Below are 12,383 nucleotides of genomic sequence, written 5' to 3' on the forward strand. Positions count from 1 at the left end.
CCTGTTCGCCCTATCCACATCACTGCTGCTATGAACTTTCTGTTGTCCTTTGCACTCCTTCCACTATCCCCTTTCTTTCCGGGTAAACTCTCCTTTATCCTTTCCCATTGCTTATCTTTTAAGTCGTATAACATCCTTAGCTTCTCTCAAAAATTGTTATTATAACTCCTTTCTTTTTGAATGTCTACACTACCTAGTTTTCTTAAAAAAAAGTTGTAGGAGGGATTATGCGTGATGGAGAATGGAAAGAAATATTAAATGTTGTACAGGATGTTGAATATCAAAATGTTGTGCAAGATTTAATCTATCAAGAGATTATACAAGATGTTGTGCAGGATCTAAGTTATCAAGGGATAATTGATAAAATAAAAAAGGAATTAGGGGTAAAATATTCAAATATATATAGAGAGTGGGAGAACACCGAATTTAATATTGATTATCCGTTTCCATTTCACAGCAGAAATATAGAGAATCAATGCACATTATTGCATATTTCTGCTTTTCATGGGGCAGGAATCATAGTAGATGTGCTATTAGAAAACGGTGCTAGTGTTAATGCTAGGGATGGATATGGCAGAACTCCTTTACACCAGGCTGTCATAAGCGATGATGCAGCTATAGTGGAAGCTATATTAGCAAAAGGCGCAGATATTAACGCTGTAGATCAAGGTGGAGACACTCCTTTACATCATGCTATTGAAGATAATCGTAAACATGTAGTAAAGGCTTTATTAAATAAAGGGGCGGATCTTTCATTGAAAAATAATTATGGTAGAACTCCAAAAGATTTAATTTGGGATCAAGAAAGAGAGCAATTTTCTGGGAATGTAGGAGAAAGACAACTTCTGCAATCAAAGGTAATAATAAGTGGTACTGTTGGCTTTGTAACTGCAGTACTGCAAGCTGTAATAGCAATGTGGCTTGTTAAAGAAGGAAGCATTGATATTAGAAAAATGCCTATGGTACTAATGTTCATTACAATGGTTGCATTAGCAGTTGGTATTACTGCATATAAAGTACTTGATAACACTTTACATATAGAGCCTAGCACTAGGGTAGAGGGAGCACAAACAATTAGGGAAGAAGAAGCGGATACAGGAGTTGTAGTATCTGCATGTATAGCATGAGTATTAGGTTTTAGAGTAAATAATTTTATTTTTTTAATAAAAAGGTCAACTAAGTTAAGGAGGAGTTATGCGTGATGAAGAGTGGAAAAAAATATTAGATGTTGTACAAGATCTCAATAGTGAAAATATAATTGATATAATAAAGAAAAAGCTAAGGGCAAAATATCGGGGCGTGTATGAAGCGTGGAAGAATGGAGGATTTAATCTTGATCACAAGTTTCAATTTCAAAGTAGAAATATAGAGAGTCAATGCACATTATTGCATATTTCTGCCTATTATGGCGTAGGAAGTGTAGTAAAAACTCTATTAAAAAACGGTGCGAATGTTAATGCTATAGATGGAGATGATGTAACTCCTTTGCATTGTGCTGCTGGAAATGGCTATGCATATGTAGTAAATGTTCTGTTGGAAAATGGTGCAAATGTTAATGCTGTAGATCAAGATGGGGAAACTCCTTTACAGTGTGCTGCTAGACTTGGTAGTAAAGATGCAGCAGAGGTTCTATTAAAAGGAAGTGCAGGAAATTCAGAAGGTGCACAGGTTAATGCTGTAGATCAAGGTGGAGAAACTTCTCTAGATTTGGTTGTTGAGCATGATTATGTAAATACGGTTAGGATGCTATTAGCAGCAAATGCAAAGATTGATACAGTAGAGGATATTTTTGGCAGAACTCCTCTACATTGGGCCGCTCTACGTGGTAATGTAGGCATAGTACAAGCTCTATTAGAAAATGGTGCAGATCCTTTATTAAAGGATAAGCATGGTTACACTTCAAGAGACTTAACTTTAAGAGGTGATGTGGAGCAACTTTTGAGACAGGCAGAAGAAAAACGGCTTTTTCAAGCAAGGGTAACAATAGGTATTACTGTTAGCTTTTTAACTATAATATTTGAAACTATGGCAGTGATATGGCTTATTAAAGAAGAAGGCGTTGCTACTATAGGAACGCGTATGATGCTAGCATTCATAACAATAGTTGTGCTAGCAATTGGTGCTGGTTTATATCAAGCACTTGATAGAGTTTTATCTGCAGGGCCTAGTACTAGGATAGAGAGAACACAAACAATTAGAGGGGAAGAGCAGCAGATACAAGAGTTGTAGTATCTATATGTAAGAATAGCATGAATTTTAGGTTTTTCTAAATTTCTTAATGAAAGAGTTGTAATTTTTAGGGAAAATTATGCAGGATAAAGAATGGAAAGGGATATTAAATGTTGCGCAAGATTTAAGCCATCAAGAGGTTACGTCGGATTTAAGTCGTCAAGAAATTGTGCAAGATTTAAGTTATCAAGAGGTTGTACCAGATTTAAGTCATCAAGAAATTGTGCAAGATTTAAGTCGCCAGGAGATCGTGCCGAATTTAAGTAGTCACGAGATAATGCAAGATTTAAGTTATCACGAGATAATTAATAAAATAAAAAGAGAATTAGAGGTAAAATATCCAAATATATATGGAAAGTGGGAAGATGCCGAATTTAATCTTGACCACCAGTTTCCATTTCAAAGTAAACACATAGATAATCAATGCACATTATTGTATATTTCTGCTTTTCACGGTGCAAGAAGAGCAGTAAATGCTTTATTAAAAAACGGTGCGAATGTTAATATTAAGGATGAATATGGCAGTACTCCTTTGCATCGGGCTATCTTAAGTGGCAATGCAGATATAGTAAATGCTCTATTAGAAAAAGGTGCAAAGGTTAATGTTCGAGATAAATGTGGAAATACTCCTTTACATCATGCTGCTGAAGATAATCGTGTAGATATAGTAAAAGCTCTATTAAGAAAAGGTGCAAAGATTGACATAGAGGAGAATATTTTTGGAAGAAATCCTCTACATTGGGCTGCCTTGCGCGGTCATATAAATGTAGTAGAGATTCTGCTAAAAAGAGAAGGTATAAATATTGATTCTAGAGATAAGTTTGGAAAGACTCCTCTACATTTGGTCGCTGAACGTGGTCATATAAATACGGTCAATGTTCTATTAGTAGCAGGTGCAAAGGTTGATTTAGTAGAGAATATTTTTAGAAGAACTCCTCTACATTGGGCTGCTTTACGTGGTAATATAGGCACAGTAGAAATGTTATTAGAAAGCGGTGCAAATCCTTTAATAAAGGATAGGCATGGTTACACTGCAAGAAACTTAGCTTTGAATGATGATGTCAGGCAGCTTTTGAGGAAAACGGAAGACAAACGATTTTATAAACCAATTACGATAGGCACTGTTACTGGTTGTTTAACGGCAGCATTTGGAATAATATTGGCGATATGGCTTATTATAAAAAAAGACATTACCATCGATATAAGGCATGTACCTTTAGTATTTGCTGCAGTTGCAGTAGTTGCACTAGTTACTGGTGTTATGACGTATAAATTATTTGCACCTAAGACTAGAGTAAATGCAATACAAGTAGGAAGAGGGAACGTGGTTCGGAGTCAGCATCAGTAGCTAACAGATGCAATTTTATTGCTTTTCTATCACGTCTTGTAAACCCAATTTTATTTGGCTCTATAGTAAAAATTTTATTAGTAACAGATGCAGATGTTTGTGCTAGGAGTGAAAAATAATTTGACTGTTTTTTAGAAGTATTATAATTCTGGGCTATTATCATATTGATCTAGGGGGAAATTATGCGTGCTGAAGATTGGCAAAAAATATTAAGTGAAATAAACAATAAAAGTCAGGGTCAAGATTCGATTAAGGAAATAATAAACAGGTTAGAAGGAGTTTTAGATCAGGATGAGTATAGAAAGTGGAAGGACGAGGATTTTAATCTTAATTACTTGTTTAAATTTCAATATAAAGGTGTCAGTAATCAAGTAGCTACATTACTGCATATTTCTGCTTGTTTGAATCTAGGAAACATAATCAATGCTCTATTAACAGCAGGTGTAAATGTTAATGTTGTGGATGGAAGTGGCATCAATCCTTTACATTGTGCTGCTGATGCAGATGTAGTGAAAGCATTATTAACTGCAAAGGCAGATATTCATGCTGTAGATGTATATGGAAATACTCCTTTACATTGTGCTGCTAGTACAGATGTAGTAAATATTCTATTAGAAAACGGTGCAAATATTAATGCTGTTAATAAATATGGCGAAACTTCTTTACATTATGCTGCTAAGAGTGGTGGTGCGGATATAGTAAAGGCTCTATTAAAAAATGGTGCAGATATTAACATTGTGGATCAATATGGAAAAATCCCTTTACATTATGCTGTTAATGTATATGTAGTAGAAGCTCTATTAGTAAAAGATGCTGATGTTAATGTTGGAGATGGAGATGAAAAAACTCCTTTACACTATGCTGCTAACGCAGGTTATGTAGATGTAATAAAAGCTCTATTAGAAAGAAATGCAGATGTTCATGCTAGAGATAAGGATGGACAAACTCCTTTGCATTATGCTGTTAATGTAGAGGTAGTAAAGGCTCTATTAGAAAAAGATGCAAAAGTTGATGCTAAAGATGAATGGGAACAAACTCCTTTACATTGTGCTGCTAACGAAGGTTATGTAGAGGTAATAGAGGCTCTATTAGCAGCAAAAGCGAATGTTAATGCTGTAGATAAATATGGACAAACTCCTTTACATTATGCTGTTAATGCAGATGTAGTAAAGGCTCTATTAGAAAAAAATGCAGACGTTAGTATCAGAAGTAAGGATGGAAAAACTCCTTTACATTATGCTGCTGAAATGGGTTATTTAGATATAGTAAATACTCTATTAAAAAGAGGTGCGGATGTTAATTCTAGAGATAAATATGGAAATATTCCTTTATACTATGCTGCTGAAAAGGGTTATGTGGATATAGTAGATGTTCTAGCAAAAAACCCTATGTCGAGTTTAGAAAGTTTAGCTGAGAAAGATAACGTGAAAAAGCTTGAGAAGAAGGCAGGAATGCGACTTTTTAACCCAACTAAGGTATATGTTAGTGTTGTTTGTTTCACTGCAGCATGTGGAGCTGGGCTAGCAGCGTTGCTTATTATGGAAGAAGCCCTTCCTATTGAGCCAAAGCATATGCTGCTAATAGCGATTGCAGTTGTAGTGATTGCACTAGTGGTTGGTTGTATTATACATAAAGCATTAAAACCTAATGCTGAGGTAGACAAGGCGCAAACCTTTGTAGGGTATAATCCAGAGATCTACGTTAGAGATTTATGAAAAGACCTCTTGCAAAACTGATTTATGGTGAGAAACATTTTAGGAGAAACGTAGGCGAGCACCGCAGGATGTATTTGAGGAGCGTAAGCAAGTTTTGGCAACAAAATTGACATCAGAAATAGGTTCTGCAAGAGGTCTGAAGAAGATACATATAACTTGCTACATTAAACTTTGTGCAAGCATAGTGCAGATCTTAAGCACTAAAAATGATTGATATATTTAATATAATATATTATAATCTTAATATATTAATCAAGAAAAAATTGTGCATTATAAACAATGGTACAAAATATTAAGTGAAGTCAACTCTATTGAAAGTTTAAATTCAGACCAGATAATTGAGGAAATACTAGCAGCAGTTTTACCCCAAAAACAATGGAATAATGGGGTTAATCACTTGTTTCAAGTTAAATACATTGAAGATTTTGAAGGTTTTGAAGGTTTTGAAGATATAAATCACCAAACATTATTGCATATTGCTGCCAGTTTTGGCCTAAAGAATGTAGTGAATGCTCTATTAGAAAAAGGTGCAGATGTTAATGTTATAGATAAATATGGGAAAACCCCTTTACATTATGCTAGGGATGCAGGTGTAGTAAAGGCTCTATTAGAAAATGGTGCAGATGTTGAAGTTGTAGACATATTTGGCAACACTCCTTTACACTATGCCGCTGAAAAGGGTCGTATAGATGTAGTCAATGCTCTATTATCAGCCGGTGCAAAGATTAATGCTATAAATAGGCATAGAAGAACACCATTACATTTTGCTGCTCAAGTGTACCATATGGATTTAGTAGATGTTTTCTTAAAACAAAATGCAAACCCTTTGTTGAAGGATAATGATGGTAAAACGCCGAGAAATTTAGCTGAGAATCACAAAATGTGGCCTTTTGTTGGGAGTTGTGAAAAACAACGTTTGGTAGAGGCGGAAGAAAAAGTGGAAGAAAAAATGCGACAATATTTAAAATCAGTAATGATAACTAGTGTAACTGTTGGTTGTTCAGCTGCAGCATTTGGGGCTGGGGTAGTGGCGGTTTTGACTACAGCAGAGTATATTCCTTTGGAGCCAAAGTATATGATACCAATAGCTGTGTCGATTGCATTAGTTTCATTAGCGGTTGGTTACATTGTATATCAAGCATTTAAAGAACCTAGTACTAAAATAAACGAAATACCAGCACTTGGAACAGACTCTAAAGAAGAACTGAATCTAGGTAAGTAGAGGTCTATGAGATTGCTGCATTAACAAGTGTAGTGCAGTAAAAAATAGTTGATTTTTTAATAAAAATATTATAATCTTAATATATTGTATATTAATCAAGGAAAAATTATGCGTGTTGAAACATGGCAAAAAATATTAGGTAAAATAAATCAAGCAATATTGGATAAAAAAAATGCTGATCCAAATTTTAAGTTTGAAAATATAATTGAGGAATTAAAAGACGAATTAAAACAAGTTTTAAGTAAAGATGAATATAAAAAGTGGGAGGATGAGGGATTTAATCTTAATCACTTGTTTCAAGTTGAAGGTAATAAAGGTACAGGTGAGTATACAGTATTGGATCTGTTTGCTGGTTGGGGACTAGAGAATGGAGTAAAAGCTCTGTTAGCGATAAATGATATACATGTTAATACTAAAAATCAAAGGGGACTCGCTTCTTTACACCACGCTGCTAGAAAGGGTCATATACAGGTAGTAGAGGCTCTATTAGCGGTAGATGGTATAGATGTTAATATTAAAAGTAAAAATGGACTCACTCCTTTACATTATGCTGCTTTAAATGGTCATGTAGAGGTAGTAAAGGCTCTATTAGCGGTTAATGGTATAGATGTTAATATTAAGGATGAAATAAATGAAAGCACTCCGTTACACTACGCTGCTGGAGAGGGTTATGTGAAGGTAGTAGAGGCTCTATTAGCAAAAGATGCAAAGGTTAATATTAAAGATAAAATAAATGGAAGCACTCCTTTACACCGTGCTATTGGAAGTGGTCGTATAGATGTAGTATATGCTCTACTAGCAGCAGATGCAGAGGTTAATGCTAAAGATAACTATGGAAACACTCAACTAGGGTTAGCTACAAAGGTAGTTAATGGTAAGATTAAATTTCATTTGAGTGCTGATGAAAAACAACAGTGGCAGGATGTAGTAACTGCAATGGAACAACGTTTAGAATTCACAAAGAAAAGAAATTTTGCTGCTGGTGGTGCAACTCTAGGAACTGCAGTAGGTGGGGCTGGTGTAGCAGCGGCTTTGACTGCAGTAGAGTATATTCCTTGGGAGCCAAAGTATATGATACTAACAGCTATGGCAATTGCATTGGTTTCACTAGCGGTTGGTTACATTGTATATCATGCATTTAAAGAACCTGGTACTAAAGTAAATGAAATACAGGAAACTGTAACAAACTCTAAAGAAGCACTGAATCTAGGTAATTAGAGGTCTATGAGATTGCTGCATTAACAAGTGTAGTGCAGCTCTAGCAAAAAATGATTTGACTCTTTTGTAGAAATGTTATAACTCTGGGCTCTTATAATATTAACTTAGAGGGAAAATTATGCGTGTTGAGGACTGGCAAAAAATATTAGGTGAAATAAGCTTTATTAACAAATTAGATCCAGACCACATCATTGAGGAAATAAGAAATAGATTAGCAGAAGTTTTGCCTCAAGATGAATATCAAAAGTGGGAAAACGAGAGATTTGATGTTAATCACTTGTTTCAACTTCAGTATGATGAATATATAGGTAAAGGTACATTATTGCATATTTCCACTTACTGTGGCCTAGAGAATATAATAAATGTTCTATTAACAAAAGGTGCAGAGGTTAATGCTAAGGATAGCGAGGGAAGCACTCCTTTACACTATGCTGCTGAAAGTGGCTATATAAATATAGTAAAGATTCTATTAGAAAAAGGGGCAAAAGTTAACGCTGGGGATAGAGATGGAATAACTCCTTTACACTGTGCTGCTATATGTGGACATATAAATGTTGTAAATGCTTTGTTAGAAACAGAGGCAAAAGTTAATGCTAAAGATAAAGATGGAACAATTCCTTTACACTATGCTGCTATATGTGGACATATAAGTATAGTAAATTCTCTATTAGAAAAAGGTGCAAAGGTTAATGCTAAAGATGAATATGGAATAACTTCTTTACACTATGCTGCTAATGTAGATGTAGTAAATGTTCTATTAAAAAAAGGTGCAGAGGTTAATACAGTGGATAAGTATAGCAGCACTCCTTTACACTATGTTGTTAGAGAGTGTCGTATAGATGTAGTGAAGGTCCTATTTGCTGCAGGTGCAGATGTTCATGCTAAAGATAAAGATGGAATAACTCCTTTACACTGTGCTGCTATATGTGGATATACAAATGTGGTAAAAACTCTATTAGAAAAAGGTGCAAAGGTTAATGATAAAGATAAAAATGAAACAATTCCTTTACACTATGCTGCTATATGTGGACATATAAGTATAGTAAATTCTCTATTAGAAAAAGGTGCAAAGGTTAATGCTAAGGATAGTGAGGGAAGCACTCCTTTACACTATGCTGCTGCAGCAGGTCATGTAGAGGTAGTAAATGTTCTATTAGAAAAAGGGGCAAAGGTTGATACAGTAGATAAGTATAGAAGTACTCCTTTACACTATGCTGCTGTAATGGGTTGTACAGATGTAGTAAAGGCTCTATTGGAGAAAGGGGCAAAGGTTGATACAGTAGATAAGTATAGAAGTACTCCTTTACACTATGCTGCTGAAAGGGGTTATATAGATATAGTAAGGAAATTATTGAAACAAAATGCAAATCCTTGTTTGAAAGATAATAATGGTAACACTTCGGTAGATTTAGTTAAGAATAAATCAATATATATTATTGAGGATGATGAAAGACAACGTTGGGAGAGGAGAGAAGAAATGCAACAATGTTTGGAGGAGGCAGAAGAAAAAATGCAACAACGTTTGCAGAAGGAAGGAGAAAAAATGCAATTTCTTAAATCAATAATCATGAGTGTTAGTGCTGGTTGTTTAACCGCAGCATTTGAGGCTGCAATAGCAGTATTTTTTATTGCGGAAGGAAATATTACTGTTGAATCAATGCCTATAATATTAACAGCTTCTGCAATTGCGCTAGCAGTTGGTTCCATGGTATACACAGTACTAAAACCTAGTACTGAAGCAGATAGAATACAAATAGTGGGAGTGCATTACCACCGACGTAACTCAGAAATTTCAATGATATAGAGTTCACGCACTCTATACTTGATTTCTGATAGCTGCTCTTCTGTAGCCATGAATATATTTAAATGAGGCCTAACTTTTGCTTTGTATAGAGGGTTTTTAATTGACTTTTAATATGTTTCAGCCTACATAATTTAATACTTTGAGTTATGAGATATGCCTGATTTAAAAACAATGACGTTGAATTTTGGACCGCAGCACCCAGCGGCACATGGTGTGTTACGTCTTGTTTTGGAGATGGATGGTGAAGTTATTGAAAGAGCGGACCCTCATATTGGGCTTTTGCATCGTGGCACTGAAAAACTGATAGAATATAAGACTTATCTGCAAGCTTTACCTTACTTTGATCGTCTTGACTATGTGTCACCAATGTCACAAGAACATGCATATTCATTATGTGTAGAAAAGTTGTTAAAGTGCGAAGTTCCAATCAGGGCACAGTATTTACGTGTCTTATTTTGTGAACTCACAAGAATATTAAACCATTTGCTGAATATTTCCTCTCAAGCATTAGATGTGGGAGCAATGACTCCTCTTTTATGGCTATTTACAGAAAGGGAAAAAATGCTCTCATTTTATGAGAGAGCTTCAGGTTCTAGATTTCATGCGGCGTACATCAGACCAGGTGGAGTTGCAGCTGACATTCCTGATGACTTAGTTGAAGATATTGACAAATTTATGGATGAATTTCCAAAACTTTTGGATGATTTAGATGGTCTCTTAACAGAAAACAGAATCTGGAAGCAACGTACTGTAGAAATTGGTGCAATGTCAATAGAGCAGGCTCTCGATTGGGGTTTTAGTGGTCCATTGTTACGGGCATCTGGCCTCGCGTGGGATTTAAGAAAGAGTCAGCCGTATGAAATATATGATCAATTAGATTTTGATGTACCTATTGGTCAAAATGGTGATTGTTATGACCGGTATTTAGTAAGAATGGCAGAAGTTAGGCAGTCCATTAGTTTGATAAAGCAATGTATAGAGAAGCTTCCTAAAGGTCCAGTGAAAACTGAGGATAGAAAAATTTCTCCTCCACCGAGAGAAGAAATGAAAAAATCTATGGAAGCTTTAATTCACCACTTTAAACTTTACTCAGAAGGATACCATGTGCCAAAAGGTGAAGCTTATGTTGCAGTTGAGGCTCCGAAAGGTGAATTTGGGGTGTATATCATTTCAGATGGGACAAATAGACCATATAGATGCCGCATAAGAGCTCCCGGCTTTGCGCATTTGCAGGCTTTAGATTTCATGGCAAAAGGTCATATGATTGCTGATGTTTCAGCAATCATCGGTTCTCTCGATATAGTCTTTGGTGAGATTGATAGGTAATTTTTTTTTATATAATGGATAGTATGAGGTCTATTGTGACTGATCTGATCTTTTTAAGTGGAATTATTTTTTTCTTGATAAATAGATTTTGACAAAGTATAATGACAGGGCATTTTGAATGAGCAATTTAGTTTTTATCTATACAACTTTTTCAAATGTTGAAGAAGCTGAAGTGATCTCTACGGAATTGTTGGAGGCTAAGTTGTGTGTGTGTAAACATATTTCCTGAAGTAAATTATTTATACTTGTGGGAAGATGATAGTTATGAAGTGGTGACGATTATGAAAGGTAAAAGTTGATAAAGTGATAGAAAAAATTGAGAGAAGACATTCTTATAGTCAACCTGTCATACCAATCGAAAAAATAAATTTTTTGGATTAATAGTATTGGGGTGTAGCCAAGTGGTAAGGCAGCGGTTTTTGATACCGCCATGCGAAGGTTCGAATCCTTCCACCCCAGCCATTGGGTTAATAAAATGATATCATTATTTTATAAATTAAGATTATTGAACTACATACTGGGTAGTTTTAAGGATATATTCGTAAAGTTATTTTTCATTACGATATACCTTTATGCATTTAGTATTGTATTAATGTGCTTAAGTCATGGCTTGCATTATGCTGTAGAATTTAGCTCGCCAAGAAATGCATTTTCTCAACTATATCTGTATTTTAAATGGTGTTATGATAACAAAGATAATTTAGATTATGGAATGTCTATCAGAATATTGGTAGCACTCTTTACACCTAATTTTCTCTATAAGTTGCTTTGTAGCATAAAGTGGAAGTATCTAATAGAAAAAGCAATAATAAAAATCAAGCAATGTTTAAATACAAAATATAGTAATAAAGATATTTATGCTAACAATAAAGCAGGTATCTATGCAGATGATAGTGGCAAACAAGAGCGTAGCTATGAAGATACAGTAAGATTGATGAATCATCTAAAACAGTTTTTAGTTCAAGATATAGAACAAGCAATAGACAAAAGACTATACGAGATTTTTCTTGCGTCTCGCAAGAAAAACTAGGGAAACTCCTTTTTATTACGTGCTATAATTGGCTCAACTTTTTTCTTCACATATGCTGGGTCATAATTAGCCAGCGTACATGTGTAGACAAAATCCTGATTTAAACCTGAGAACCAAGTTATTGCCTTACGCTTTATCACTGAGCTTTCTGTTTTTTTACCTTTATTACTTGTGTCAGCTATTGCTTGTGATATAACTGATTTCCATAAAAAATAGTATTTTTGTGTCTCATCTGATGTGCTGTTTTTTTCGTAGTGATTAAAAAATTCTTGAGAAAAATTATTTGACATTATAAGAAGATGTCTTGAAATCATTTAAGTAGCTAATTTATTAAGCATAACGGTAATCATATTAAAGAAAATATTGGTTTTTGAGGTAAGAGGAGAATGTTCGTAATCTTTGCTCATGCGCCTAAAATTGGAGAGCCAAGCAAAGGTTCTTTCAACTATCCAACGTTTTGGAATAACCTGAAATCCTTCAGCTTCGGGATC

The 12,383-nt window shown here is 34.8% G+C and carries 11 protein-coding genes and 1 tRNA gene; 10 read left to right on the forward strand and 2 right to left on the reverse strand.

Features of this window, described 5'->3' with window-relative positions; genetic code table 11:
- Positions 1 to 227 precede the first annotated feature (227 nt).
- From IC220_RS04310 to IC220_RS04360, 10 genes are all read left to right on the forward strand, one after another.
- Positions 228 to 1,127 (forward strand): ankyrin repeat domain-containing protein, encoded by a 900-nt coding sequence (locus IC220_RS04310; RefSeq protein ID WP_188153326.1) that lies wholly within the window; start codon positions 228 to 230, stop codon positions 1,125 to 1,127.
- 67 nt (positions 1,128 to 1,194) lie between these two features.
- Entirely contained in the window at positions 1,195 to 2,229 is a 1,035-nt protein-coding gene (locus tag IC220_RS04315; RefSeq protein ID WP_188153327.1) for an ankyrin repeat domain-containing protein, read from the forward strand.
- A gap of 79 nt (positions 2,230 to 2,308) precedes the next feature.
- Positions 2,309 to 3,577 (forward strand): ankyrin repeat domain-containing protein, encoded by a 1,269-nt coding sequence (locus IC220_RS04320; RefSeq protein ID WP_188153328.1) that lies wholly within the window; start codon positions 2,309 to 2,311, stop codon positions 3,575 to 3,577.
- Positions 3,578 to 3,759: 182 nt separating this feature from the next.
- Positions 3,760 to 5,292, forward strand: a complete 1,533-nt coding sequence (locus IC220_RS04325) for an ankyrin repeat domain-containing protein (protein WP_188153329.1) — start codon at positions 3,760 to 3,762, stop codon at positions 5,290 to 5,292.
- A 265-nt stretch (positions 5,293 to 5,557) separates the two neighbouring features.
- A complete protein-coding gene (locus tag IC220_RS04330; RefSeq protein ID WP_188153330.1) occupies positions 5,558 to 6,514 on the forward strand; it encodes an ankyrin repeat domain-containing protein in 957 nt (318 codons plus the stop codon).
- 108 nt (positions 6,515 to 6,622) lie between these two features.
- Positions 6,623 to 7,732 carry an ankyrin repeat domain-containing protein gene (locus IC220_RS04335; RefSeq protein ID WP_188153331.1) on the forward strand — a complete coding sequence of 370 codons (1,110 nt, stop codon included), beginning with the start codon at positions 6,623 to 6,625 and terminating at the stop codon, positions 7,730 to 7,732.
- A gap of 118 nt (positions 7,733 to 7,850) precedes the next feature.
- The gene (locus tag IC220_RS04340) at positions 7,851 to 9,536 is read left to right on the forward strand and encodes an ankyrin repeat domain-containing protein (RefSeq protein ID WP_188153332.1); all 1,686 of its coding nucleotides are present in this window, start codon (positions 7,851 to 7,853) and stop codon (positions 9,534 to 9,536) included.
- A 153-nt stretch (positions 9,537 to 9,689) separates the two neighbouring features.
- Positions 9,690 to 10,862, forward strand: a complete 1,173-nt coding sequence (locus IC220_RS04345) for an NADH-quinone oxidoreductase subunit D (RefSeq protein ID WP_188153333.1) — start codon at positions 9,690 to 9,692, stop codon at positions 10,860 to 10,862.
- 387 nt (positions 10,863 to 11,249) lie between these two features.
- A tRNA-Gln gene (locus tag IC220_RS04355) sits at positions 11,250 to 11,324 on the forward strand.
- 130 nt (positions 11,325 to 11,454) lie between these two features.
- On the forward strand, positions 11,455 to 11,892 hold the full coding sequence (locus IC220_RS04360) for a hypothetical protein (RefSeq protein WP_223158775.1): 438 nt from the start codon (positions 11,455 to 11,457) through the stop codon (positions 11,890 to 11,892).
- Here IC220_RS04360 and IC220_RS04365 read toward each other — a convergent pair.
- Both IC220_RS04365 and IC220_RS04370 read right to left on the reverse strand, forming a co-directional pair.
- A complete protein-coding gene (locus IC220_RS04365; RefSeq protein WP_223158776.1) occupies positions 11,889 to 12,206 on the reverse strand; it encodes a hypothetical protein in 318 nt (105 codons plus the stop codon). The genes IC220_RS04360 and IC220_RS04365 overlap by 4 nt on opposite strands.
- On the reverse strand, positions 12,207 to 12,383 hold a 177-nt coding region (locus tag IC220_RS04370; protein ID WP_188153335.1), incomplete at its 5' end, for a transposase. It lies immediately after the preceding gene.

It is taken from the genome of Wolbachia endosymbiont of Pentalonia nigronervosa (assembly GCF_014534705.1).
GTDB lineage: Bacteria > Pseudomonadota > Alphaproteobacteria > Rickettsiales > Anaplasmataceae > Wolbachia.

What these genes read in the sequence shown, in the direction of transcription:
- IC220_RS04310 (WP_188153326.1), top strand. Translation starts at nt 228, where the DNA reads ATGCGTGATGGAGAATGGAAAGAAATATTAAATGTTGTACAGGATGTT.
- IC220_RS04315 (WP_188153327.1), top strand. Translation starts at nt 1,195, where the DNA reads ATGCGTGATGAAGAGTGGAAAAAAATATTAGATGTTGTACAAGATCTC.
- IC220_RS04320 (WP_188153328.1), top strand. Translation starts at nt 2,309, where the DNA reads ATGCAGGATAAAGAATGGAAAGGGATATTAAATGTTGCGCAAGATTTA.
- IC220_RS04325 (WP_188153329.1), top strand. Translation starts at nt 3,760, where the DNA reads ATGCGTGCTGAAGATTGGCAAAAAATATTAAGTGAAATAAACAATAAA.
- IC220_RS04335 (WP_188153331.1), top strand. Translation starts at nt 6,623, where the DNA reads ATGCGTGTTGAAACATGGCAAAAAATATTAGGTAAAATAAATCAAGCA.
- IC220_RS04340 (WP_188153332.1), top strand. Translation starts at nt 7,851, where the DNA reads ATGCGTGTTGAGGACTGGCAAAAAATATTAGGTGAAATAAGCTTTATT.
- IC220_RS04345 (WP_188153333.1), top strand. Translation starts at nt 9,690, where the DNA reads ATGCCTGATTTAAAAACAATGACGTTGAATTTTGGACCGCAGCACCCA.
- IC220_RS04360 (WP_223158775.1), top strand. Translation starts at nt 11,455, where the DNA reads ATGTGCTTAAGTCATGGCTTGCATTATGCTGTAGAATTTAGCTCGCCA.
- IC220_RS04365 (WP_223158776.1), bottom strand. Translation starts at nt 12,206, where the DNA reads ATGATTTCAAGACATCTTCTTATAATGTCAAATAATTTTTCTCAAGAA.